Annotated in this window: 20 protein-coding genes, 1 tRNA gene and 4 pseudogenes; 18 read left to right on the forward strand and 7 right to left on the reverse strand. The window is 39.3% G+C overall.

Going from position 1 to position 24671, the window contains the following annotated elements; translation table 11 throughout:
• The first annotated feature begins 142 nt into the window (after nucleotides 1-142).
• The 13 genes and pseudogenes from D2C78_07740 to hcpE all read left to right on the forward strand — a co-directional run bounded on the left by D2C78_07740 (nucleotide 143) and on the right by hcpE (nucleotide 10453).
• Entirely contained in the window at nucleotides 143-1171 is a 1029-nt protein-coding gene (locus D2C78_07740) for a flagellar basal body P-ring protein FlgI (protein QEF35735.1), read from the forward strand.
• Nucleotides 1168-1485 carry a hypothetical protein gene (locus tag D2C78_07745; GenBank protein QEF35736.1) on the forward strand — a complete coding sequence of 106 codons (318 nt, stop codon included), beginning with the start codon at nucleotides 1168-1170 and terminating at the stop codon, nucleotides 1483-1485. Before D2C78_07740 ends, D2C78_07745 begins: the two co-directional genes overlap by 4 nt.
• Nucleotides 1482-2627 carry a GHKL domain-containing protein gene (locus tag D2C78_07750; GenBank protein QEF35737.1) on the forward strand — a complete coding sequence of 382 codons (1146 nt, stop codon included), beginning with the start codon at nucleotides 1482-1484 and terminating at the stop codon, nucleotides 2625-2627. Before D2C78_07745 ends, D2C78_07750 begins: the two co-directional genes overlap by 4 nt.
• A gap of 206 nt (nucleotides 2628-2833) precedes the next feature.
• Entirely contained in the window at nucleotides 2834-3268 is a 435-nt protein-coding gene (locus tag D2C78_07755) for a DNA starvation/stationary phase protection protein (protein ID QEF35738.1), read from the forward strand.
• Between the two features lie 21 nt (nucleotides 3269-3289).
• Nucleotides 3290-3574 (forward strand): DUF2018 family protein, encoded by a 285-nt coding sequence (locus D2C78_07760; GenBank protein QEF35739.1) that lies wholly within the window; start codon nucleotides 3290-3292, stop codon nucleotides 3572-3574.
• Nucleotides 3567-3962, forward strand: a complete 396-nt coding sequence (locus tag D2C78_07765; GenBank protein QEF35740.1) for a hypothetical protein — start codon at nucleotides 3567-3569, stop codon at nucleotides 3960-3962. Before D2C78_07760 ends, D2C78_07765 begins: the two co-directional genes overlap by 8 nt.
• Nucleotides 3963-3971: 9 nt before the next feature.
• Nucleotides 3972-4895: a polyprenyl synthetase family protein gene (locus D2C78_07770; GenBank protein QEF35741.1), complete on the forward strand. Its 924-nt coding sequence runs from the start codon at nucleotides 3972-3974 to the stop codon at nucleotides 4893-4895.
• Nucleotides 4895-6243 (forward strand): annotated as a pseudogene (locus D2C78_07775) (glutamyl-tRNA reductase). The gene D2C78_07770 and the pseudogene D2C78_07775 overlap by 1 nt, the downstream one beginning before the upstream one ends.
• A 3-nt stretch (nucleotides 6244-6246) precedes the next feature.
• A pseudogene (gene proS, locus D2C78_07780) lies at nucleotides 6247-7979 on the forward strand (proline--tRNA ligase).
• 10 nt (nucleotides 7980-7989) lie between these two features.
• On the forward strand, nucleotides 7990-8910 hold the full coding sequence (gene hemC, locus D2C78_07785) for a hydroxymethylbilane synthase (GenBank protein QEF35742.1): 921 nt from the start codon (nucleotides 7990-7992) through the stop codon (nucleotides 8908-8910).
• Nucleotides 8910-9275 (forward strand): cytochrome c, encoded by a 366-nt coding sequence (locus tag D2C78_07790; protein ID QEF35743.1) that lies wholly within the window; start codon nucleotides 8910-8912, stop codon nucleotides 9273-9275. The genes hemC and D2C78_07790 overlap by 1 nt, the downstream gene beginning before the upstream one ends.
• Before the next feature lie 16 nt (nucleotides 9276-9291).
• Nucleotides 9292-9471 (forward strand): annotated as a pseudogene (locus tag D2C78_07795) (hypothetical protein).
• On the forward strand, nucleotides 9386-10453 hold the full coding sequence (gene hcpE, locus D2C78_07800) for a Sel1-like repeat protein HcpE (protein QEF35744.1): 1068 nt from the start codon (nucleotides 9386-9388) through the stop codon (nucleotides 10451-10453). The pseudogene D2C78_07795 and the gene hcpE overlap by 86 nt, the downstream one beginning before the upstream one ends.
• Before the next feature lie 773 nt (nucleotides 10454-11226).
• Here hcpE and D2C78_07805 read toward each other — a convergent pair.
• From D2C78_07805 to D2C78_07820, 4 genes are read right to left on the reverse strand one after another with little or no spacing between them, the layout of a single operon-like run.
• A complete protein-coding gene (locus D2C78_07805; protein QEF35745.1) occupies nucleotides 11227-11757 on the reverse strand; it encodes a hypothetical protein in 531 nt (176 codons plus the stop codon).
• On the reverse strand, nucleotides 11757-12929 hold the full coding sequence (locus tag D2C78_07810) for a glutathionylspermidine synthase preATP-grasp family protein (protein QEF35746.1): 1173 nt from the start codon (nucleotides 12927-12929) through the stop codon (nucleotides 11757-11759). The genes D2C78_07805 and D2C78_07810 overlap by 1 nt, the downstream gene beginning before the upstream one ends.
• A gap of 23 nt (nucleotides 12930-12952) precedes the next feature.
• A complete protein-coding gene (locus D2C78_07815) occupies nucleotides 12953-13603 on the reverse strand; it encodes a hypothetical protein (GenBank protein QEF35747.1) in 651 nt (216 codons plus the stop codon).
• Nucleotides 13604-13618: 15 nt separating this feature from the next.
• Nucleotides 13619-14416 carry a DsbA family protein gene (locus D2C78_07820; protein QEF35748.1) on the reverse strand — a complete coding sequence of 266 codons (798 nt, stop codon included), beginning with the start codon at nucleotides 14414-14416 and terminating at the stop codon, nucleotides 13619-13621.
• A gap of 114 nt (nucleotides 14417-14530) precedes the next feature.
• Here D2C78_07820 and kdsB point away from each other — a divergent pair, with 114 nt between their 5' ends.
• The 3 genes and pseudogenes from kdsB (at nucleotide 14531) to D2C78_07835 (ending at nucleotide 17111) form a co-directional block, all read left to right on the forward strand.
• Nucleotides 14531-15262 carry a 3-deoxy-manno-octulosonate cytidylyltransferase gene (gene kdsB, locus D2C78_07825; protein QEF35749.1) on the forward strand — a complete coding sequence of 244 codons (732 nt, stop codon included), beginning with the start codon at nucleotides 14531-14533 and terminating at the stop codon, nucleotides 15260-15262.
• A gap of 192 nt (nucleotides 15263-15454) precedes the next feature.
• Nucleotides 15455-16905, forward strand: a pseudogene (locus tag D2C78_07830) (outer membrane protein).
• 131 nt (nucleotides 16906-17036) lie between these two features.
• A tRNA-Asn gene (locus tag D2C78_07835) sits at nucleotides 17037-17111 on the forward strand.
• A gap of 32 nt (nucleotides 17112-17143) precedes the next feature.
• Here D2C78_07835 and D2C78_07840 read toward each other — a convergent pair.
• The gene (locus D2C78_07840) at nucleotides 17144-18316 is read right to left on the reverse strand and encodes a SulP family inorganic anion transporter (protein QEF35750.1); all 1173 of its coding nucleotides are present in this window, start codon (nucleotides 18314-18316) and stop codon (nucleotides 17144-17146) included.
• 244 nt (nucleotides 18317-18560) lie between these two features.
• Here D2C78_07840 and D2C78_07845 point away from each other — a divergent pair, with 244 nt between their 5' ends.
• Together D2C78_07845 and D2C78_07850 are read left to right on the forward strand one after the other, a co-directional pair.
• Nucleotides 18561-20642, forward strand: coding sequence for an outer membrane protein (locus tag D2C78_07845; protein ID QEF35842.1), 2082 nt, complete (start codon nucleotides 18561-18563; stop codon nucleotides 20640-20642).
• A gap of 217 nt (nucleotides 20643-20859) precedes the next feature.
• Nucleotides 20860-21693, forward strand: a complete 834-nt coding sequence (locus tag D2C78_07850) for a sulfite exporter TauE/SafE family protein (protein ID QEF35751.1) — start codon at nucleotides 20860-20862, stop codon at nucleotides 21691-21693.
• A 388-nt stretch (nucleotides 21694-22081) separates the two neighbouring features.
• Here the strand turns inward: D2C78_07850 and msrB are convergent, their stop codons facing one another.
• The gene (gene msrB, locus D2C78_07855) at nucleotides 22082-23161 is read right to left on the reverse strand and encodes a peptide-methionine (R)-S-oxide reductase (protein QEF35752.1); all 1080 of its coding nucleotides are present in this window, start codon (nucleotides 23159-23161) and stop codon (nucleotides 22082-22084) included.
• A 122-nt stretch (nucleotides 23162-23283) separates the two neighbouring features.
• On the reverse strand, nucleotides 23284-24654 hold the full coding sequence (gene radA / locus D2C78_07860) for a DNA repair protein RadA (protein ID QEF35753.1): 1371 nt from the start codon (nucleotides 24652-24654) through the stop codon (nucleotides 23284-23286).
• Nucleotides 24655-24671: the final 17 nt, after the last annotated feature.

Genomic DNA, 24671 nt, shown 5'->3' on the forward strand with positions numbered 1-24671 from the left:
TTAATAAAAGGCTAAAATTAAAATCTTTGATTTAAAGTTTATAAGATTTTTGAGTATAGCATAAAAATACGCTCAATTAGGTTTAAAGTTTTTATAAAAGGCTTATGCTAAAATGATGGGGTAAATAAATGAAAGGGTTTGATTGAAACGGGTGTTTTTGTGTCTTATTTTTGTATTAGCCTTCCACAAGCTTTTGGCCGAAAAAATAGGCGATATAGCGAGCGTGGTGGGCGTAAGGGATAACCAGCTGATTGGTTATGGGCTTGTGATTGGTTTGAATGGCACAGGGGATAAATCCGGCTCAAAATTCACCATGCAATCCATTTCTAACATGCTAGAGAGCGTGAATGTCAAGATCTCTGCAGATGATATTAAATCTAAAAATGTTGCTGCCGTGATGATTACAGCCTCCTTGCCCCCCTTTGCAAGACAGGGCGATAAAATTGATATTCACATTTCTTCTATTGGCGATGCGAAATCCATTCAAGGGGGGACTTTGGTGATGACCCCTTTAAATGCGGTGGATGGGAATATTTACGCCCTCGCTCAAGGGGCTATCGTTTCGGGCAATTCTAATAACTTGCTCTCAGCCAATATCATCAATGGGGCGACTATTGAAAGGGAAGTTTCGTATGATTTGTTCCATAAAAACGCCATGACTTTAAGCCTAAAAAGCCCTAATTTTAAAAACGCTATCCAAGTGCAAAACACCTTAAATAAAGTATTTGGCAATAAAGTAGCCATAGCGCTAGATCCAAAAACCATTCAAATCACTCGCCCAGAGCGTTTTTCTATGGTGGAGTTTTTAGCCTTAGTGCAAGAAATCCCTATTAATTACAGCGCGAAAAATAAGATCATTGTAGATGAAAAATCAGGCACGATCGTTTCAGGAGTGGATATAATAGTGCATCCGATAGTGGTTACAAGCCAAGACATCACGCTTAAAATCACTAAAGAGCCTTTAAATGATTCTAAAAACACGCAGGATTTAGACAATAACATGTCCTTAGACACCGCTCACAACACGCTGAGTTCTAACGGGAAAAACATCACCATTGCCGGGGTGGTAAAAGCCTTACAAAAAATTGGCGTGAGCGCTAAGGGGATGGTTTCAATCTTACAAGCCCTAAAAAAGAGTGGCGCGATTAGCGCTGAAATGGAGATACTATGATAAACAACAATAAAGCCATGTTAGAGCAATACAACGTTTCTAAATTAGCGAGCGAAGAGAAATTAAAAGCGTTAGCTCAAAATAAAAACGACAAGCTCCTCAAAGAGCAAACCGATTCTTTTGAAGCACTGCTTTTAAAATTCATGCTAGATAGCGCTATGAAAATGGATAACCCTTTGTATCCTAAAGCCCCAGGCGATGAGATTTACACATCCATGTATAAGGACACCCTTTCTAAAGAATTGAGCGGGAATTTTGGCTATAGCGAAATGCTGTTTAATTTCTTAAAAGAGCAAGAAAAACAAAAACCATGAAAAAATCCAAGCGCTTAAAACGCCCTTATTTAAAGCGTTCCCATTTGAAACACTCTAATAAGGCTTCTTCTTTCAAGGGGTTGTTAAAAAAAGAGGATAATGTGATTTCATTAGAGAATTTTAAACCCAAAGAGAGCGAAGATCTATTAGAAAATTTTTCCAACAAAAAAGACATGCAAGAATTGCTAGGGCTTTTAAACCAATTTATTTTGCAAAGCTACAAGGTAGAAAAGGAATTTAAAGATTATAAAGCCCTTTATGAGTGGGTCATAGAGATTTTACCGCAAGCCATTTGGGTGATGAATGAAAACGGGAGCTTTTTTTATAAAAATTCTTTAGCCAATCAAAGCCATGAGGTGTTCAATAAGGCTAAATTAGAAAATTTTAACACTGAAATTGAACATGAAAATAAAAGCTATTTAGTCCAGCAAAACAGCATTCAAGGCAAGCAAATCATCACCGCAACCGATATTAGCGCTCAAAAACGCCAAGAGCGGCTCGCTTCTATGGGGAAAATCTCAGCGCATTTAGCCCATGAGATCAGAAACCCTGTAGGCTCTATCTCCCTTTTAGCTTCGGTGTTATTAAAGCATGCGAACGAAAAGACTAAGCCCATTGTTGTAGAATTGCAAAAAGCTTTATGGCGCGTAGAAAGGATCATTAAAGCCACCTTGCTTTTTTCTAAAGGTATTCAAGCCAACCGCACCAAGCAAAGTTTGAAAACGCTAGAGAGCGATCTCAAAGAAGCCCTAAATTGCTACACTTACTCTAAAGACATTGATTTTCTTTTTAATTTTAGCGACGAAGAAGGGTTTTTTGACTTTGATTTGATGGGGATTGTGTTGCAAAATTTCTTGTATAACGCCATTGATGCGATTGAAGCCTTAGAAGAAAGCGAGCAGGGGCAGGTGAAGATTGAAGCGTTCATTCAAAATGAATTTATCGTCTTCACCATTATTGATAATGGCAAGGAAGTGGAAAACAAAAGCGCTTTATTTGAGCCTTTTGAAACCACCAAATTAAAGGGTAATGGCCTAGGGTTAGCTCTGTCTTTACAAGTCGTTAAAGCCCATGAAGGGAGCATTGCATTATTAGAAAATCAAGAAAAAACCTTTGAAATTAAGATTCTTAACGCTTCTTGAGTGATAATATCCCCCTTAAAAAATGAGTTTTACGATAAAACAAAATTTTAAAAAGATTAAAGAATATTAAATTGAATAGAGTTTATCAATATTTGACAAAAATAAGATCAAAACAATTTTTCATTAACTCTTTTGGTGTAGGATAGCGATCAAGGTTTTTATGAAAATAAAAGCCTAAAAACATTTTATAAAAAAAAGGACTTTTGATGAAAACATTTGAAATTTTAAAACATTTGCAAGCGGATGCGATCGTGTTATTTATGAAAGTGCATAACTTCCATTGGAATGTGAAAGGCACCGATTTTTTCAATGTGCATAAAGCCACTGAAGAAATTTATGAAGAGTTTGCGGACATGTTTGATGATCTCGCTGAAAGGATCGCTCAATTAGGACACCACCCCTTAGTCACTTTATCTGAAGCACTCAAACTCACTCGTGTTAAAGAAGAAACTAAAACGAGCTTCCACTCTAAAGACATCTTTAAAGAAATTCTAGGCGATTACAAACACCTAGAAAAAGAATTTAAAGAGCTTTCTAACACCGCTGAAAAAGAAGGCGATAAAGTAACCGTAACTTATGCGGACGATCAATTGGCCAAGTTGCAAAAATCCATTTGGATGCTAGAAGCCCATTTGGCTTAAGCTATCAAAAAGAAGCCCAGCATGAGAGATTACAGCGAGCTTGAAATTTTTGAGGGAAACCCCTTAGACAAGTGGAATGACATTATTTTTCATGCGAGCAGAAAGCTTTCTAAAAAAGAGCTAGAAAGGCTTTTAGAGCTTTTGGCTCTTTTGGAAACTTTTATAGAAAAAGAAGACTTGGAAGAAAAGTTTGAATCTTTCGCTAAAGCTTTAAGAATGGATGAAGAGTTGCAGCAAAAAATAGAGAGCAGGAAAACAGACATTGTGATCCAATCCATGGCGAATATTCTTAGCGGGAATGAATGAGCTTATCCGCTATGGCTTGATATTCCTCTTTTTTTTAGAAGCGTTTGGGCTTGATTATGGGATAGATAAAACGCTAGAATTAAAAAAAGATGAAGTCTTTAAAGCGATCATCAAAGACACTTCTAACGAACAAACCAAAGAAATCACGCTCTATTGGACGCTATATGCAAATAAAGGTTTAGTCATCAACATGCGTTTTAACCATTTCCCTTACCAGTTTATTTTATACACCGATCATGCGAGAAACACCTATAACCTTAAAGTTTTTGAAGAAAAATTTTCTTCTAACAGCACTCTGTCGCTTGTGTTTAAAGATTTTAAAGAAGATAAAGCCACTTTAAGATTTTTAGCCCTTATGCCCCTTGTTTTTTCCCCTAAAGAGCCTTAAGGAATTTGCATGCAAGAAAAACAACTTCAAGCCATTCAAAACAAAATCGCTTCTTGGATCAAAGAAATAGAAAGCGGCTTTATCGATGCATTGTTTTCTAAGATCGGTCCTTCAAAAATGTTGCGCTCCAAACTCATGCTCGCTTTATTAGACGAAAAAACAGACGCTATTTTATTGGATAAAGCCTTCAATTTGTGCGCGATTGTAGAAATGATACAGACCGCTTCTTTATTGCATGATGATGTGATTGATAAGGCGACCATGCGCCGAAAGCTCCCTAGTATTAACGCTCTTTTTGGGAATTTTAACGCCGTGATGCTTGGGGATGTGTTTTATTCTAAAGCCTTTTTTGAACTCTCTAAAATGGGCGAAGCAATCGCTCAAATCCTCTCTAATGCGGTTTTAAGGCTCTCTAGGGGCGAGATTGAAGACGTGTTTGTGGGGGAAAGTTTTAATAGCGACAAACAAAAATACTGGCGTATTTTAGAAGACAAGACCGCTCATTTCATGGAAGCGAGCTTAAAGAGCATGGCGATTCTTTTGGATAAAAACGCCAAAATGTATGCGGATTTTGGATTAAATTTTGGCATGGCGTTTCAAATCATTGATGATTTGTTAGACATCACTCAAGACGCCAAAACTCTAGGCAAGCCCAATTTTAGCGATTTTAAAGAAGGCAAGACCACTTTACCCTACTTGCTTTTATATGAAAAACTCAATAAGAGCGAGCAAGGGCTTTTAATTTCCTATTTCAAACAAGATAGTCATGAAATCATAGAATGGACTAAGGAAAAATTCAAGCAATATGCTATCATAGAAGAAACCCTTAAGATCGCTCAAGTTTATTCTAAAAAGGCCCTTGAAGCCATTAAAGGGGAAAACAATTTGATTTTAGAAAAACTAGCGCAAGATGTCATTTATAGGACTTTTTAATGGAGTTAGAAACTCATTTGTCAAAATATTTCACCCTAGCCTTTACGCATAAAAGCATGAGCTTGGAAATGCGCGAAAAACTCGCTATCAATTCGAGCACAACGCTTAAAGAATTTTTACAAACCATTAAAAACCATTGCCCTAATATCAAAGAGTGCATGGTGCTATCCACATGCAATCGCTTTGAAATCTATGCGAGCCTAAAGCATGGCACTCACGCTAATGAACAAAAAAGCACGTTATTAAAAATCCTGGCTCAAAATAAAAAAATGAGCGTGTCTGATTTAGAAAAATGCGTTTTAATCAATACTGATGAAAGCGCGGTCCATCATGTCTTTAGCGTGTGCAGCAGTTTGGATAGCTTGGTGGTTGGGGAAACTCAAATCACAGGGCAGATGAAAAACGCCTATAAATTCGCTTTTGAAGAGAAATTTTGCTCCAAAGATTTAACCCGATTGCTCCATTTTGCTTTCAAATGTGCCGCTAAAGTGCGCAATCTAACCGGCATTTCCAAGCAAGGGGTCTCCATCTCTTCAGTGGCGGTCAAAGAAGCGCTTAATATTTTTGAAAAAGAAGAGATTAAGGATAAAAAAGCCCTTGTGATAGGGCTTGGCGAAATGGCTCAATTGGTCATCAAACACCTTTTAAACAAGCAATTTGAAGCACTTATCTTAGGGCGTAATGCGGCTAAATTTGAAGATTTTGTCAAAGGATTAGAAGAGCCTAAAAAAGTGAGCTTTCAAAATATAGAAAATTTAAAAACCCATATCAATGAATACGAACTGCTTTTTTGCGCCACTTCTTCGCCGAACTTTATCGTGCGAAATTCCATGTTAAAAGAAACGATTTTCAGGCGTTTTTGGTTTGATTTGAGCGTGCCACGGAATATTGAAAAGCCGGTATTGGATAATATTTCTTATACAGCGTGGATGATTTAGAGCCTATGGTGAAAGAAAATGTGGGAAACAGGCAAGAAAGCCGAACGAAAGCTTATGAGATTGTAGGGCTTGCCACAATGGAGTTTTACCAATGGATCCAAAGTTTAGAAGTAGAGCCTGTGATTAAGGATTTAAGGGAATTGGCTAGGATTTCAGCCCAAAAGGAATTGCAAAAAGCGCTTAAAAAACGCTATGTGCCTAAAGAATACGAAAGCAATATTGAAAAGATCTTGCACAACGCTTTCAACACTTTTTTACACCACCCTACTATCGCTTTAAAAAAGAACGCTCAAAAAGAAGAATCCGATGTGCTTGTGGGCGCGATTAAAAACTTGTTTAATTTAGACAAATCTAACGCTAACCATGCCCAGAATTTGAATCTCTATAAATGCGAATATTACGAGGAATAATGCATGCTATTTTCAAAACTCTTTGCCCCCACTCTCAAAGAACCCCCTAAAGATGCCGTGTTAAAAAGCCATAAGCACCTAGCTCAAGCAGGATACATTTATCAAGTAGGCAGCGGGATTTATAATTTTTTGCCTTTAGCTAAAAAAGTGCTAGACAAAATAGAAAACATCACGCACAAACGCATGCAAGAGCATGGGGCGCAAAATATTTTAATGAGTTTTGTGGTTTTGGCGAGTTTGTGGGAAAAATCAGGCCGTTTGGATAAATACGGCAAGGAATTATTGGTTTTTAAAGACCGAAAAGACAATGATTTTGTTTTAAGCCCCACTTTAGAAGAAAATATCACCGAAATTGCCGCTAATTTCATTAAAAGCTACAAGCAATTACCCGTGCATCTCTATCAAATTCACACGAAATTCCGTGATGAAATCCGCCCACGATTTGGGTTAGTGAGAGCGAGGGAATTTATCATGAAAGATGGTTATAGCTTTCATGAAGACGCTGAAAGCTTGGATAAGGAATTTTTAAACACGCAAAACGCTTATAAAGAGATTTTAAGCGACTTGGGTTTGGATTTTCGCATTGTGGAAGCGGATAGCGGGGCGATTGGAGGGAGTAAAAGCAGGGAATTTGTCGTTTTAACAGAATGCGGGGAAGACACGATCGTGGTGTGTCAAAATTGCGATTACGCCGCCAACATTGAAATCGCTAAACGCTCTAAAAGGCCTGAGCCTTTAAATGTCCCCAAAGCGCAATTAGCGAAATTCCCTACCCCTAATACCACCAGCGCACAAAGCGTGGCGGAGTTTTTTAAAACAGAGCCTTATTTTGTCTTAAAAGCGCTTGTTAGAAAAGTGATCCATAAAGATAAAGAAACCCTAGCGTGCTTTTTGTTAGGGGCGATGACAATTTAGAAGAGACTAAAGCCCTAAACGCTTTGAACATTATAGGAGCGAACGCTTTAGAATTAAGAGAGGCCAATGAAGAAGATTTAAACCACGCAGGGTTAATAGCGGGTTTTATAGGGCCTTATGGCTTGAAAAAGCATGTTTCTTATATCATTTTTGATGAAGATTTAAAAGAGGGCGATTGCTTGATCGTTGGGGCTAATGAAAAGGATTTTCATGCGGTGGGCGTGGATTTAAAAGGGTTTGAGAATCTTGTTTATGCGGATATTGTTCAGGTTAAAGAGAGCGATCGTTGCCCTAATTGTCAAGGAGCGTTGAAATACCATAAGAGTTTGGAGGTGGGGCATATTTTCAAACTCGGGCAAGGCTATGCTAAAAGCTTGAAAGCTAGTTTCTTGGATAAGAATGGCAAGGAGCAATTTTTTGAAATGGGGTGCTATGGGATAGGCATTAGCCGATTGCTCAGCGCAATTTTAGAGCAAAAAAGCGATGATCTAGGCTGTGTGTGGACGAAAAATACCGCTCCTTTTGATGTGGTGATCGTGGTTTCTAACCTGAAAGATGAAGCGCAAAAAAAACTCGCTTTTGAAGTGTATGAAAGGCTGCTCCAAAAGGGCGTTGATGCGTTGTTAGATGACAGAGACGCGCGTTTTGGGGCAAAGATGAGGGATTTTGAATTGATTGGGGAACGATTGGCGCTGATTGTTGGGAAGCAAACTTTAGAGAATAAAGAATTTGAATGCATCAAACGCGCTAATTTAGAAAAACAAACGCTTAAAGACACCGAATTAGAAGAAAAAATTTTAGAAATGTTAGCGAGCGAATAAGGGGGATTGAGTGGGAAAATTAGTGATTGGCTCTAGGGGGAGCGAATTGGCCTTATGGCAAGCGAATCACATTAAAGAACGCTTGAAAAAAGAATGCTCTATGGAAAGCGAGATTCAAATCGTTAAAACCACAGGCGATAAGATTTTAGACGCGCCTTTAAATAAGATTGGCGGTAAGGGGCTATTCACTAAGGAATTGGAAGAATTGCTTTTAAAAGGCGCAATTGATTTGGCGGTGCATTCTTTAAAAGATGTGCCGGTTGTGTTTGAAAAGGGGTTAGACTTGGCATGCATCACCAAAAGGGCTGATGTGAGGGACACTTTTTTGAGCGTGAAATTCCCTGATTTGATGAGCTTGCCTAAAGGAGCCAAGGTTGGCACGACTTCTTTAAGGCGCTCCATGCAGCTCAAACTGAAACGCCAGGATCTAGACACAGAAAGCTTAAGGGGGAATGTCCAAACCCGTTTGAAAAAGCTTGAATGCGGAGAATTTGACGCTATCATTTTAGCTGAAGCCGGGTTGTGCCGCTTAAACATTCAAGGAGCGAAATACCGCAAGGCTTTTAGCGTAGAAGAAATGATTCCTAGCATGGGTCAGGGGGCTTTAGGGGTAGAAATGCTCAAAAACCACAAGCATTTTGCCACGCTCCAAAAACTTAATGACGAGAAAAGCGCGTTTTGCTGCCATTTAGAAAGGGCGTTTATCAAGGGGCTTAATGGGGGGTGTCAGATCCCTATAGGCGTGCATGCGAGTTTAATGGGCGATAGGGTTAAAATCCAGGCGGTTTTAGGCTTGCCTAACGGGAAAGAAGTCATCACTAAAGAAAAGCAAGGGGATAAAACTAAGGCGTTTGATTTAGTTCAAGATCTTTTAGAAGAATTTTTACAAAGCGGGGCGAAAGAGATTTTAGAAAAGGCGCAGTTGTTTTAATGCGTTTGTTGATTGCGTTAGGTTTGAGTTTGTTAAGCTTGAACGCTAAAGAAGCGGATTTCATCTCTGATTTTGAATACGGGCTGGCTCTTTATAAAAACCCTAGGGGTGTTGCGTGCGCGAAATGCCATGGCATCAAGGGTGAAAAACAAGAAATCACTTTTTATTATGAAAAAGGCGAAAAAAAAATCCTCTACGCCCCTAAAATCAACCATTTGGATTTTAAAACCTTTAAAGACGCCTTGAGTTTAGGCAAAGGCATGATGCCTAAATACAACTTGAATTTAGAAGAAATCCAAGCGATTTACCTTTACATCACCTCTTTAGGGCATAAAGAAGAACATAAGGATTCTCCTAAGCCTTAATCAAAGCGCTTGATTTATGTTAAAATAAGGCGTTGTATTTTTGTTTTTTTGTTATTTAAAAAAGTCTGATTGAGTGCTCTCAAGGATTAAAATTATAAAAGAAGGTAAAGATGAATATCAAAATTTTAAAAATATTAGTTTGTGGGTTATTTTTTTGGAGCTTGAATGCCCATTTATGGGGGAAACAAGACAATAGTTTTTTGGGGGTTGCTGAAAGAGCCTATAAAAGCGGGAATTATTCTAAAGCTACATCTTATTTTAAAAAAGCATGCAACGATGGGGTGAGTGAAGGTTGCACGCAATTAGGAATCATTTATGAAAACGGGCAAGGCACTAGAATAGATTATAAAAAAGCCCTAGAATATTATAAAACCGCATGCCAGGCTGATGATAGGGAAGGGTGTTTTGGTTTAGGGGGGCTTTATGATGAGGGGTTAGGCACGACTCAAAATTATCAAGAAGCCATTGACGCTTACGCTAAGGCGTGCGTTTTAAAACACCCTGAGAGTTGCTACAATTTAGGCATTATTTATGACCGAAAAATCAAAGGCAATGCCGATCAAGCGGTTACCTACTACCAAAAAAGCTGTAATTTTGATATGGCTAAGGGGTGTTATGTTTTGGGCGTGGCTTATGAAAAAGGCTTTTTAGAAGTCAAACAAAGCAACCATAAAGCCGTCATCTATTATTTGAAAGCGTGCCGATTGGACGATGGGCAGGCTTGCCGCGCGTTAGGGAGTTTGTTTGAAAACGGCGATGCAGGGCTTGATGAAGATTTTGAAGTGGCGTTTGATTACTTGCAAAAAGCTTGCAGATTAAACAATTCTGGTGGTTGCGCGAGTTTAGGCTCTATGTATATGTTAGGCAGGTATGTCAAAAAAGATCCCCAAGAGGCTTTTAATTATTTCAAACAAGCATGCGATATGGGGAGTGCGGTGAGTTGCTCTAGGATGGGCTTTATGTATTCCCAAGGGGACGCTGTTCCAAAAGACTTGAGGAAAGCCCTTGATAATTATGAAAGGGGTTGCGATATGGGCGATGAAGTGGGTTGCTTCGCTCTAGCGGGCATGTATTACAACATGAAAGATAAAGAAAACGCCATAATGGTTTATGACAAGGGCTGTAAATTAGGCATGAAACAGGCATGCGAAAACCTCACTAAACTCAGGGGGTATTGAAAATTTAACCAACCCCCTAAATTATTTATCATCGTGTTTGACTCAAAACTTTTCAAAGATTTGGCTCTGTTTTAAGAGCTAAAGCAGAAACCCACCCTATTAATTTTTTAATCTTTAGTGTTTTTAGGGATTTGTCTATTTTCAAAAAGAAAACTTTTTGAATGTTTTTTGCGGTTGTTTGGTTGTATTTGTAGTGTATTTTTATGGTGTAAATTTTTGTTAGGTTAGCTTGAAGTGGGTTTTAGGTTTAAAAGTCCTATAAAAATGTTTTAGCGTGTTTTTGCGCTATGGATAGATATGCGTTTGGTTGTGTTTTTCAATGGTTTTAATTTATGGCTTTGCGTGTTGCTATTATAAGCACGCTACAAACACGAATCACACGATAACAGAGCGGTATGCATGTGCTATAAAAAGACTTGATAAAAATAACGAAAAATAGTTAAATTTCAAGCGTTCTTTTAAAAATTGTTGTCAGATGAGACAGGTAAAAACGCTTTTAGTTTAAAGATAGAGTTTTAGGGGTTTTTTGTGTTGGTTTAGTTATTCTTTAATTTTTTAAAAAATAGGACTTTTAAAACTCATAAAAGGATAAGGGGTTTTTTGAAATCATTCCCCTACAACCCCCTTTTTTAAAATCCCCCTAACCCCCTAAGAGCGCGTTATGAGAAAATCGCTCGCTTACGAAAGCTTTTTTATTTTGGTTGTCAAAACACCCAAAAGGTATTTTTTAGATTTCATGACCAATATCCAAAACAGAGCTAATATTTTAAGCCCTACAAAGACCAATAGATCGCTCCAAAGAACACCACACTCCCTATCAAAACGCTTATAAACATGCGTTTAGTGTCCTTAAAAGCCACCATTAAAAATGCGCTCACATAAAACAACAATAAAAACACGCAAAAAATCCCCAAAAGCGCCTTAAACACAACGCCCACCTTAGCCTTATGCAGCATGATGAGCGTGCCTAAAAAGCCCCTTTCAATGGTTTTGATTTTGGTTTGATCGCCTTTAGTTTCAAGGTTGATTTCATACAAAGGCGTGCCAATAACTAGTGCTCCCCTATGCTCTCTAGGCTCTATCTTTTTAGGCATAGCGATATGGTTTTCTTTTATAAAGTCTTTTAAAAAATCCAATCGTTCTTCTTTTTTTAAGGATTTTTCTAAAACCCACTCTTTGATAGTAGCACCAGTGTCTTGGCGCACCCCAAAGAGCAATGAAAGCCCGCTAACCGCAAAAAGAAGCGCCAAAGGGAAGAAAAAAGTGGTCGCATAGATGTGAAAATAACGCATCATTGCCGTCATTATTGCAACCTGTGGCTCACGAATTTAGAAAAATTATCCAAGATCAACCCCCCTTTTCTAAACCCTAACGCGCAAGATTCATAAGCAAAAAACACATTAGGCTGATAATACAACCCGTTATACGAATTGAGCTCGTAAAATTCTTGATAAATGGGTTTGTGGTTAGAATAAACGCCGTCCGTTTTCAAAAGCGATTGCATGGAGGCTTCAAAGATTTCACTATTCGCCCCTTCCCTACCAAAAGCCACTTTTTTGATTTGCTTTTTATTAGTTAAAGGTTCATAGCTCGTTTCTAACAATAAGGGGTGTTTGGGGTATCTGTCCCATAGAAGCTTTAAAAAACGCTTGGATTGGAAAAGGATCGTATAAGCCGGGTTTAAAAAAATCGTGTTTTTATTTTCCATCATGCCTTGCATCAAAAGGGCTAATTCTGGCTCATCAATAGCGATGTTTTCCCATGGGATTAACTTGAATAAAAACTCATAATTCAAGCCGTTTTTAAACACGCCCTCTTCTACATTAAACTCCACCTCATCAATGTAAGAAAAATCCGTTTCAAACCCCACGCTCTGAGCAGCGTCTTGCAAAAAACGCATGGTGCGCTCTTCTTCAATATTCCCCCTAACGCTTGAAAAAAGGATTTTCCACCCCTCATACATTTCCTCAAAACGGCTCGTGTCTTCGCCTAAAGTTACCATGCGTTTAAAATTCTCGCCAAGCGCTTCATAAAGGTTATTGAATTGTTTGTTTTCATCATAGCCATTCGCTTTGAGTAACGCCCATTGAATCACTGCGGTTTCATAAAGCATGGTGGGGGTATCAGCGTTAAATTCCAGTAATTTAATGGGCTTGCCATCAAGCCCCCCGGCTAAATCAAAACGCCCGTAAATATGCCAATGCACTTCTTCTTCAAAACTCTGTTTGATCATAGGAATGAGCGCGTTAGGAATATCCAATTCAAAAAAGCGATCGTTTTGAATGGCCTCTTCAGCCGTCTCTACAAACATGTCATAAAGCTCATTACAAGCGTCATAATAAGCGTCCGCTTCTTTTTGAGAAACAACCACCATTTCATCAGCGATATAAGATGACATGTCGTCATTAGTGTGCCAATCTAAGCCGATTTCTTCTAAGGTCTTATTGTCTAAAGGTTTTAAAGGAATCACTTGCATTTTTTAGCCTTAAATAGATTAAATTATGAGTTAAAGCCCCTTGTCCCAGAGCTTACCGCCGGCGAGCTAGTAGGCCTACTAGAGCCAAAAAACCCGCTCTGTCCCTTACTCGCACCGCCCATGCTTGAAGCGCTAGGCGCACTTTTAGAAAAGGAATTTTGAGAGCGTTGGTAAGCTTGTGGGGATTTATAAGTCCGTTGGGCGTTTTGCTGGTAATTAGGGTTATTGAAAAGCTTATTGCCAATATAACTCCCTAAAATCGCCCCCGCTGCGCTCCCTAAAATCGCGCTCCCCAAGCCAAAGCCTGAGCTTTCATTACTCCCACCCCCATTATTAGGCTGGATAAGCTTGCTCGTGCCGTTATCAATTTTGGCTTCTTCTTCTTTGATGAGCTTTTGAATCTCTTCGTTGCTTAGCACTCGTTCATTGCCTTGCAAATCGCGCACTATGATGTGGGTTCTTGAGCTAGGGTATTCTTCAACAACCTTGTAAGATTTATCCTTTTGTTCTTCTAAAATCACAAACGCGCCTTTTTGAACGCTTTGGCTCAAAGAGCTTTGCTCTTTGGATTTGTCATCGGCATTGCTCTTACACCCCACAATGCTCACCATCACTAACGCGCTCAAACCACCCACGATCGCATAATCAGAAATCTTTCTGTAGGGTTTTTTCATGAGAGTAGCCTTATATCATGCCTTATAATGGTATAAGAAAGGCACGCCCTTAATCACGCCAGATTCAAAAATCTTTTTAGTAACATTTTCCACTTTAGTGCGTAAATCTTCAGGCTCTTTTTGAGCGTTAATATCGTATTGGGTGGAATAAATCTTTTCAAGAATAGAGATCTTATCTTCCACGCTCGCTCCCCTAGCCCTAGCTTTCGCCATTTCTTCTTGGATCAAAGCCGCTTTCTTAGCCGAATTGACCCCAAGCCACCCCACTACAACCATTCTCACGGTGTTTTCTTTCAAGTGATCCCTGAGTTTAGTGAGCTCTTTTTGGCAATGCGGGCACATGGGATCAGAAACAATGTAAAGGATTTTATCCTTATTTTCAGCGTTAGTGGAAGGCAACTCTATCGCATAATCAGCCGGTATTTCATTAAAAATAGCGTTCAATTTCGCGCTATTTTGCTGGGTGGCGTTAAGGGCTTGGATTTTTTGATTGGTTTCTGCAACTAATTGCACATCTTCGCTTTTATTGCTAAAGAATATGTTGCTAAGCCCTATGACTAAATTACCATCCTTACTCACTACAAGCGGGATATTGTATTTAGTGTCCGGATCTTCAATGACGACCATTTTTAAATCCTGGCTGGATTTTAAAGGTTTGATTTCTAAAATACGCACCTTTTTATTGGTTTGTTTTTCAATCACGCTCACCAAATTATCCTGCATCCGTTTGTCATTAGCTGAAACTGAATGTTTAGGGGCTGCCCCTAAGCCTACAAGAAGTAACGCGCTCAACACACTCGCTCTTAATATCATTAAAAACTCCTAAGATTCAATAGCCTAAAACCCCTACAATAAAAGGAATAAGCTTTTAATGGGTATAATACCATAAAAATCCCCTATTTTCATAAGGCTTAAAAAGGTTTAAAGATGATTATCATTCCTGCTAGATTAAAATCCAGTCGTTTTGAGAATAAAGTGCTAGAAGACATTTTTGGCCTGCCTATGGTAGTGCGTTGCGCTAAAAATGCGAATCTAGTAGATGAATGCGTAGTCGCTTGCGATGATGAAAGCATCATGCAAACATGCCAAAAATTCCACATTAAAGCGGTGCTAACCTCCAAACACCACAATAGCGGCACGGAACGCTGTTTGGAAGCGGCGCGAATTTTAGGGTTAAAAAACGATGAAAGGGTTTTAAACTTGCAAGGCGATGAGCCTTTTTTGGAAAAAGAAGTCATTTTAGCCTTATTAGAAGCCACCCAAAACGCCCCTTTCATGGCGACTTGCGCTAAAGTCATTGATGAAGAGCAAGCCAAAAGCCCCAATTTAGTCAAGGTGGTTTTAGACAATCAAAATAACGCCTTGTATTTTTCGCGCTCCCTTATCCCTTTTTTACGAGATTTTGATGCAAAACGCCAAACCCCCCTTTTAGGGCATATCGGTATCTATGGCTTCCACAATAAAGAAATCTTAGAAGAATTATGCGCTTTAAAACCTTGCGTTTTAGAGGATACAGAAAAATTAGAGCAATTAAGGGCTTTGTATTACCAAAAAAAGATTCTAGTGAAAATCGTTCAAAGTGAAAGCATAGGCATTGACACCAAAGAAGATTTGCAAAACGCTTTGAAAATTTTTAGCCCCAATCCCCTTAAGCGGTGAAATTCAAAAATACTCAAGGCATTTTTCACTATCAAAAACCTTTTTAAAAATCCAAAAAAAAGCAAAATTTCTTAATTTTTGCTCAATTTTATTAAAAATTCAATAAATTTATGGCACAATTTAAACGCATTGTAAATAAAGTTTCAATTTGATACGATTTTACAAATAAAACATTACTTTAAGGAACATTTTATGAAAAAAACGATTTTACTTCCTCTTATGGCGTCATCGCTCCTTGCTGAAAATGACGGCGTTTTTATGAGCGTAGGCTATCAAATCGGCGAAGCGGTTCAACAAGTGAAAAACACCGGCGAAATCCAAAAAGTCTCCAACGCTTACGAAAATTTGAACAATCTTTTAACCCGCTATAACGAACTCAAACAAACGGCCTCTAACACCAATTCAAGTACCGCTCAAGCGATTGACAATCTAAAAGAGAGCGCTAGTAGATTGAAAACGACCCCTAATACCGCCAATCAAGCCGTGTCCTCAGCGCTCAGCTCTGCGGTGGGCATGTGGCAAGTGATAGCCTCTAATTTAGCCAATAACTCGCTACCCACTAATAAATACAACGAAATCAATGCGATTTCTCAATTGCTCCAAAATACCCTAGAAAATAAAAACAATGATCTCACGATTGGAAATGACTATGACCAGCTTTTAACTCAAGCTAGCACCATTATTAATACCCTTCAAACTCAATGCCCAGGAATAGACGGAGGCAATGGCAAACCATGGGGCATTAATGCAAGCGGGAACGCATGCAATATTTTGGCAGCACCTTTAGCGCTATTACTAGCATGATTGATAGCGCTAAAAAAGCCGCCGCAGAAGCCCGAAGAGCTGCCCCAGAAGGTCCAAACCAACCAAGCGCGTTTACCAACGCTGATTTCACTAAAAACCTTAATCAAGTCTCAAGCGTTATTGATGACACTATCTCTTACCTCAAAGGGGACAATTTAGCAACCATCTATAACACCCTTCAAAAAACGCCCGATTCTAAAGGGTTTCACAGTTTGGTGAGCCGATCTAGCTATAGTTATTCCCTCAACGAAACCCAATATTCCCAATTCCAAACTACCACCAAAGAGTTTGGCCATAACCCCTTTAGAAGCGTGGGATTAATTAATTCTCAAAGCAATAACGGGGCGATGAATGGCGTGGGCGTGCAATTAGGCTATAAGCAATTCTTTGGGAAAAATAAATTTTTTGGGATCCGTTATTATGCCTTTTTTGATTACAACCATGCCTATATCAAATCCAACTTTTTTAACTCCGCTTCCAATGTTTTCACCTATGGCGCAGGCAGTGATCTTTTATTGAATTTCATCAATGGCGGATCCGATAAAAACCGCAAAGTCTCTTTTGGCATTTTTGGAGGCATCGCTCTAGCAGGCACAACATGGCTTAACAACCAATCTGCGAATTTAAAAATCACCAATAGCGCCTACAGCGCCAAAATCAACAACACCAATTTCCAATTCTTATTCAATACCGGTTTAAGGCTTCAAGGGATTCACCATGGCGTTGAATTAGGCGTGAAAATCCCCACCATCAACACGAATTACTATTCTTTCATGGGCGCTAAATTAGCCTATAGAAGACTTTATAGCTTGTATTTCAATTATGTTTTGGCTTATTAATAATATTGAATCGGTTCTCATTGCTAATGAGGACAAAGCCAATTTTTTGGCTCTCAATGAATAACGGCATCATTTTACTTGACTTTTTACAAAAAACACACTAAAATTTCTCTTTATTTTTTGAGCGAAATTCCAGATTAGCTCAGCGGTAGAGTAGGCGGCTGTTAACCGCTTGGTCGTAGGTTCGAATCCTACATCTGGAGCCATATTTTTAACTCATCTTTTTTATAGCAAAACTTCACGCAATCCCTTTTGATTTGATCCATAACGCATTGACTAAAACCCCCACCACAACCCCCATCGCTAAATTATGCGTGTATAAAACCACCGCCACGACTAAGAGCATGTTCAGCGTGTCATAGGGCTTGATTTTTTTAATGTTAATAATGGATTGGAAATTAAAAGTGGTGAAAGAAATCATCACCATCACCGCCACAACCGCCACAATGGGGATCTTAACCACATATTCATTAAACACTAGCACTAACACCATTAAAGAAAAGCCGGCAAAAAAAGTAGAAAGCCTGGTTTTAGCCCCGGATTTTGCGTTGATGATAGACTGCCCCACCAAAGCGCACCCTGTCATTCCCCCCAAAAGCCCTGAGATGATATTCCCCAAGCCTTGCGCTTTAGTTTCTCTATTTTTATCGCTCACGCCGTCTTTTAAAATCATATCTAAAGTTTTGGCGGTCAATAAACTTTCTATCGTGCCTACTAGCGCTAAAGAAAGAGCGTAAGGCAACAATCCTACCACAATTTTAAAATCCAAATTTTTTGGGATAATGATATAATGAAAGCCTGAAATCCCTTGCTCAAGGCTCCCTAAATTCGGCGCATGCGTATCAAAAATTAAAGCGATCGCACTCACTATAAGGATACAAACTAGATTAGAGGGGATTTTTTTAGTGATTAAGGGGAAGAGGTAAATGATCAATATCCCAATAACAAGCAAGACAAACACCCCTAAATTTTGGTTTTGAAGGAATTTGAATTGCTCCATTAACAGCAAAATGCCTAGCGCGTTCACAAAGCCATACATCACTGATTGCGGGATAAATCTCAAAAGATTCCCTATTTTCAAATAGCCTAAAAGAATTTGCAACACCCCTGCCATAAGAGTCGCCACGCCCGCGTATTCAAGCCCATAGTTTTTAACCACGCCCACCAAAATGAGTGCTACTGAGCCGGCCGCTGCGCTAATCATCGCCTTTCTAGCCCCAAAAAGAGACAAAACAAAAGCCATGTAAAAGGTCGTATAAAACGCCACGCCCACATCTAAACCCACCATGATCGCAAAACCGGCCGTCTCTGGGATCACAGAAAGCCCCACCACAAAACCAGACAACAAATCTTTTTGAATGTTGCTCAGCCATTCTTTTTGTATCTTTTCCAACATGCCTTTCTTTCCTATTAGAATGGCTTGATTGTAACCAAAGATTTAAAAACCAATTTCAAACCGGATAAAATCCCTTTCCTTAAATCAAGCTCTATGATATTTTATTGTAAAAAATACTTAAAATTGTTTTTTTTTTTTTCAAAATATAAATTTTAAGCTAAAAATAAGCATTTTATGGTAAAATGGCGAAATTTCATAAACATGACTATCATGGGAATGTGAAACCAACAAAAATCTAATAAAAGGAGAAAACATGAAAATCAAAAAATCTCTCTTACTCTCTCTTTCTCTCATGCTCTCATTATCAAGGGCTGAAGATGACGGATTTTACATGAGTGTGGGCTATCAAATCGGTGAAGCGGTTCAAAAAGTGAAAAACACGGGAGCATTGCAAAATCTTGCGGACAGATACGATAATTTAAGCAACCTTTTAAACCAATACAATTACTTAAATTCCTTAGTCAATCTGGCCAGCACACCGAGCGCGATCACGGGTGCGATTGATAATCTAAGCTCAAGCGCGATCAATCTCACTAGCGCTACCACCACTTCTCCGGCCTATCAAGCTGTGGCTTTAGCGCTCAATGCCGCTGTGGGCATGTGGCAAGTCATAGCCTTTGGGATCAGTTGCGGTCCTGGCCCCAATCTTGGCCCAGAACATTTAGAAAATGGGGGCGTTCGATCGTTTGACAACACGCCAAACTACAGCTACAACACCGGTAGCGGAACGACCACCACCACTTGCAATGGAGCCAGCAATGTAGGACCCAATGGTATCCTATCTAGTAGTGAATACCAAGTTCTCAATACCGCTTATCAAACCATCCAAACCGCTTTAAACCAAAATCAAGGAGGCGGGATGCCTGCCTTGAATAGCTCTAAAAATATGGTAGTCAATATCAATCAAACTTTCACAAAAAACCCTACCACAGAATACACTTACCCTAATGGGAATGGCAATTATTATTCAGGCGGTTCATCAATCCCAATCCAGCTAAAGATTAGTAGCGTCAATGACGCTGAAAACCTTTTGCAACAAGCCGCTACTATCATCAATGTCCTTACCACCCAAAACCCGCATGTGAATGGTGGCGGTGGGGCATGGGGGTTTAGCGGCAAGACTGGGACTGTGATGGATATTTTTGGCGATAGCTTTAACGCTATTAACGAGATGATTAAAAACGCTCAAACAGCCCTAGCAAAAACCCAACAGCTTAACGCTAATGAAAACGCCCAAATCACGCAACCCAACAATTTCAACCCCTACACTTCTGAAGACAAAGGGTTCGCTCAAGAAATGCTCAACAGAGCTAACGCTCAAGCAGAGATTTTAAATTTAGCCCAACAAGTAGCGAACAATTTCCACAGCATTCAAGGGCCTATCCAACAAGATCTAGAAGAATGCACCGCAGGATCGGCTGGTGTGATTAACGACAACACTTATGGTTCAGGTTGCGCGTTTGTGAAGGAAACTTTAAACTCTTTGGTGCAACACACCGCTTATTATGGCAACCAGGTCAATCAAGAAAAAGCTTTGGCTCAAACCATTTTGAATTTTAAAGAAGCCCTTAACACTTTAGGGAACGACTCAAAAGCGATTAATAATGGTATCTCTCACTTGCCTAACGCTAAGCCACTTCAAAACATGACGCATGCCACTCAAAACCCTAATTCCCCAGAAGGTTTGCTCACTTATTCTTTGGATACCAACAAATACAACCAGCTCCAAACCACCGCGCAAGAATTAGGCAAAAACCCTTTTAGGCGCATCGGCGTGATTGACTATCAAAACAATAACGGCGCGATGAACGGCATCGGCGTGCAAGTGGGCTATAAGCAATTCTTTGGTAAAAAAAGGAATTGGGGGTTAAGGTATTATGGTTTCTTTGATTATAACCATGCTTATATCAAATCTAATTTTTTTAACTCCGCTTCTGATGTGTGGACTTATGGGGTGGGAATGGATGCACTTTATAACTTCATCAACGATAAAAACACCAACTTTTTAGGCAAAAACAACAAGCTTTCTGTGGGGCTTTTTGGTGGCTTTGCGTTAGCCGGGACTTCGTGGCTTAATTCTGAATTCGTGAATTTGAACATGGTGGGCAATATCTATAGCGCTAAGATGAATGTGGCTAATTTCCAATTTTTATTCAATTTAGGCTTGAGGATGAATCTCGCTAGGCCTAAGAAAAAAGACAGCGATCATGCCGCTCAGCATGGCATGGAATTGGGCGTGAAAATCCCCACCATTAACACGGATTATTACTCTTTCATGGGGGCTGAACTCAAATACAGAAGGCTCTATAGCGTGTATCTCAATTATGTGTTTGCTTACTAAAAACCCTCTTTAAAAAAAAGGGGGGCTTGTTTAAAAACGCTTAAAAGCCTTTTTAAATTAAGCAAATAAAGAGATCTTGGATAATCTCTTATAAATCGCTCTCAAGCGATAAAATTAAAGTAATCAAAACCTTATTTTTGCAATCATTAAAGAAAATTTTTTAAAGATTACCACTCTTTTTTGATAAAGTAATAATTTAGAATTTAGGGAGTTTTTTATGGAAGAATCAACAGCGTTCATTTTGGCTCTTGTGGGGCTATTTACTGGCATTACCGCCGGGTTTTTTGGTATTGGTGGGGGGGAGATTGTCGTCCCTAGTGCGATTTTTGCCCATTTTAGCTATAGCCATGCGGTGGGTATTTCGCTCATGCAAATGCTTTTTTCTTCAGTGGTCGGCTCTATCATCAATTACAAAAAGGGCTTATTGGATTTGAGAGAAGGCTCATTTGCCGCGCTTGGAGGGCTAATGGGGGCGATTTTAGGGAGCTTTATCTTAAAGATCATTAACGATAAAATTTTAATGAGCGTGTTTGTGGTGGTGGTGTGCTACACCTTTATCAAATACGCTTTTTCTAGCAACAAGAAACCAGAGCATTTTGAAGAAATGCATTTTGATTTGCATGCGAATAACAAAACGCCCGAAAAAAAGCGCGCAATCCCCTTTGTGTCTATGGATAGAACGCATGGGGTTTTGATGCTCGCCGGTTTTGTTACCGGCATCTTTTCTATCCCGCTAGGCATGGGCGGGGGGATTTTAATGGTGCCGTTTTTGGGCTACTTTTTGAAATACGATTCTAAAAAAATCGTGCCTTTGGGGCTATTTTTTGTGGTGTTCGCTTCTTTATCTGGGGTCATCTCTCTTTATAACGGGAAGGTTCTTGATGATATAAGCGTTCAAGCTGGGGTGATTACCGGTGTTGGAGCGTTTTTAGGGGTGGGCATTGGCATTAAGCTGATTGCTTTGGCTAATGAAAAGGTGCATAAAATCCTCTTGCTTCTCATTTATGCTTTAAGCATTTTAGCAACTTTACACAAGCTCATTATGGGGTAAAAATCTAAAAACGCTCAAGGGCATTTTTAAAATTAATATCAAAAAGCTTTCATGAGCAAGCGATAATCTCTAAAAAAGCGCTTCTTTAGGGTTAGGGGGGTTTAGTTTGGGGGTTGTAATGGGATAGCCCCCTACCCCCTTAAAAAATGAGTTTGAAACAAAAAATAAAATTAAAAACCCCATTTTTAAAAAAATAAAAAGTTTTAGTTATCTTTATTTGATGAGAACAAAACCATAAAACTTAAAAAAGAATATTTTCAAGGTAAGGGTAATTAAAAAATGAATTATTTAAGGCGGTTTTTAGCGTTTTTTAAAATAACCCATAAGACAACCCAAACGCTTAAACCCTCTATTTTAACCCCCCTTAAGAGAGCTTAGTCATTACCTCTTAATGCGTTTTTTTATCTTGGATGTATTTTTTCAATTCACCCCTTTTGATATAAGGGATAAACTCGCCATAACCCTCTTTTTCCATGTCTTTTAAGGGGATAAACCTTAAAGCCGCGCTGTTGATGCAATACCTTAAGCCCCCTAATTCTTTGGGCCCATCGTTAAACACATGCCCTAAATGCGCCTTACCAATACGGCTCAACACTTCAATGCGTTTCCTGTTAAGGCTCTCATCGTCTTCGTATTTCACCACATCTTTATTGATGGGCTTAGAAAAGCTTGGCCACCCGCAACCGGAGTCGTATTTATCCGCTGAAGAAAATAACGGCTCGCCTGTGGTAATATCCACATAAATGCCCTCTTCTTCTTTGTTGTAATACTCATTTTCAAAAGGTTTCTCAGTGTGTTTGTTTTGCGTTACTTCATACTGGAGTTTGGTGAGTTTTTTCTTTAAAACTTCATCGCTTGGTTTGGTGTATTTATCGCTATCTACAATCACTTCATCCGCCTTTTTCAAATCAATATGGCAATAGCCACCAGGGTGTTTTTTCAAATAATCTTGGTGGTATTCTTCAGCCCTCACATAATTTTTTAACGGCTCTACCTCAATGGCGATTTTGCCTTTCACTTCCTTTTGCAATTCTTTTAGGGCGTTGTCTATCACTTCTTTATCCGCGCTATTGACATAATAAATCCCTGTGCGATACTGCCTGCCCACATCATTACCCTGCTTGTTCACGCTCACCGGATCAATCACCTTAAAATAGTAACGCAACAACTTGTCCAAACTGATCTTTTTAGGATCATAAATGACTTTCACGCTTTCAGCATGATCACTCTCATGCAACTTTTGATAATTCGTGCTTGAAGTCTTGCCGTTAGCGTAACCAGAGCTTGCGTCTATGACGCCATAAATCCTCTCCATATACGCCTCTAGCCCCCAAAAGCACCCCCCAGCCAAGTAAATCACTCTTTCATCGGTTTTAGGGTGTTTAGCCCCCATATTTTCATTCGCTTGCATGATCGCTCCTATTAGTAAAAAAAGATAAAAATTTTTCAAATAAGATAATATTTTCATTGACAACCTTTGTTTTAATTTTAATGGTGTCCGCCATTATAACTAAAAAAGATGGCAATTGTTCTTTAAATTGAGTTTAAATTTCAATAAGGCTCTGTTCTATTAGGTAACAAAAGTTAAAATCACATCCATTCAACAATCTTGCCTACCGCATTGGCTTCATAGCATTTGATAGAGGTTTTTTGACTGGGTTTTTTAGGCAAAATGGCTTTTAAAAAGCCGTAATTTTCCATTTCTTTCAATCTAGCGTTCAAATTAGGGGCTTCTAAAATCCTGCCATTCAAACTCACTTCGCCCAAAAACGCCGTTTTATTGTCAATTTTTCTGTTTTTAAAGCTTGAAAGGATACTGGCAATGACCGCTAAATCGCAAGCCGGCTCGCTAATCTTAATGCCCCCGCTCACATTAATAAACACATCATGGCGGTTTAAAGGGATTTCTAGCTTTTTTTCCAATAAAGCGATGAGCATGTTAAGGCGGTTAGTGTCAAACCCGTTCGCTAATCGTTTGGGCGCTCCAAAACTGCACTCGCTCACCAACGCCTGAATCTCTAAAATCAACGCTCTTGAGCCTTCTAAAGTGATGGTAATGGCGCTCCCCTCCATAGGCTCTTCTTTAGAAAAAAACAAGCTTGAAGCTTCTTTAGCGCTCACCAAACCCTGCTCTTTCATTTCAAACAAGCCGATCTCACTCGTAGGGCCAAAGCGGTTTTTAAAACTCCTTAAAATCCTTAATTCCCTACTGGGATCGCCCTCAAAATACAGCACGCTATCTACCATATGCTCTAGCACTCTAGGCCCTGCGATGCTCCCTTCTTTAGTGATATGACCGATGATAAAAATAGCAATATCTCTTGTTTTGGCCAAACGCATGAGCTCAAAAGTGATCTCTCGCACTTGCGAAATGGAGCCGGGGGCTGAAGAAATCTCTGGCGAATAAAGCGTTTGAATAGAATCAATCACGCAAGCAAAATAATTTTCGCTCTCAATATTCGCCTTAATCACAGGCCAATTGATTTCATTGAGCAGATACAATTCTTTTTCTATGCAATCCAATCTAGTGGCGCGCATTTTAATCTGGCTCAAGCTCTCTTCCCCGCTCACATACAAAACCTTTTGCTGGTTTTTGGCCAAGCCAGAAGCCACTTTTAAAAGCAGAGTGGATTTCCCCACCCCAGGACTCCCCCCCACTAAATACAGCCCTCCTTTAGCGATCCCCCCACCTAAGACAATATCCAATTCGCTTTGCGTGGAAGAAAACTTGATGACTTCTTCATGCTCAATTTCAGCGATAGAAACGCTTTTTTGCGCTTGTGGGAGCGGTTTTTTAAGCGCGTGTAAAACTTCCTTTTGGGCTTGGTTCAATTCTATAAAACTCTCCCATGCGTTGCATTGAACGCACTTACCCAGCCACTTAGGGCTTGTAAAACCGCAATGCTGACACTCAAATAAAGAAGTTTTTTTAGCCAAAATACCACTCTTTTTTAAAATCACACAGCTAAAGACCAGAT

Origin of the sequence: Helicobacter pylori (assembly GCA_008032935.1) — a bacterium.
GTDB lineage: Bacteria > Campylobacterota > Campylobacteria > Campylobacterales > Helicobacteraceae > Helicobacter > Helicobacter pylori_CX.

Coding starts and splice junctions, on each gene's coding strand:
- D2C78_07750 (QEF35737.1), top strand. CDS start 1,482: ATGAAAAAATCCAAGCGCTTAAAACGCCCTTATTTAAAGCGTTCCCAT.
- D2C78_07765 (QEF35740.1), top strand. CDS start 3,567: ATGAATGAGCTTATCCGCTATGGCTTGATATTCCTCTTTTTTTTAGAA.
- D2C78_07790 (QEF35743.1), top strand. CDS start 8,910: ATGCGTTTGTTGATTGCGTTAGGTTTGAGTTTGTTAAGCTTGAACGCT.
- msrB (QEF35752.1), bottom strand. CDS start 23,161: ATGAAAATATTATCTTATTTGAAAAATTTTTATCTTTTTTTACTAATA.
- D2C78_07760 (QEF35739.1), top strand. CDS start 3,290: ATGAGAGATTACAGCGAGCTTGAAATTTTTGAGGGAAACCCCTTAGAC.
- D2C78_07805 (QEF35745.1), bottom strand. CDS start 11,757: ATGACGGCAATGATGCGTTATTTTCACATCTATGCGACCACTTTTTTC.
- D2C78_07810 (QEF35746.1), bottom strand. CDS start 12,929: ATGCAAGTGATTCCTTTAAAACCTTTAGACAATAAGACCTTAGAAGAA.
- kdsB (QEF35749.1), top strand. CDS start 14,531: ATGATTATCATTCCTGCTAGATTAAAATCCAGTCGTTTTGAGAATAAA.
- D2C78_07820 (QEF35748.1), bottom strand. CDS start 14,416: ATGATATTAAGAGCGAGTGTGTTGAGCGCGTTACTTCTTGTAGGCTTA.
- D2C78_07745 (QEF35736.1), top strand. CDS start 1,168: ATGATAAACAACAATAAAGCCATGTTAGAGCAATACAACGTTTCTAAA.
- D2C78_07770 (QEF35741.1), top strand. CDS start 3,972: ATGCAAGAAAAACAACTTCAAGCCATTCAAAACAAAATCGCTTCTTGG.
- D2C78_07815 (QEF35747.1), bottom strand. CDS start 13,603: ATGAAAAAACCCTACAGAAAGATTTCTGATTATGCGATCGTGGGTGGT.
- D2C78_07755 (QEF35738.1), top strand. CDS start 2,834: ATGAAAACATTTGAAATTTTAAAACATTTGCAAGCGGATGCGATCGTG.
- hcpE (QEF35744.1), top strand. CDS start 9,386: ATGAATATCAAAATTTTAAAAATATTAGTTTGTGGGTTATTTTTTTGG.
- D2C78_07850 (QEF35751.1), top strand. CDS start 20,860: ATGGAAGAATCAACAGCGTTCATTTTGGCTCTTGTGGGGCTATTTACT.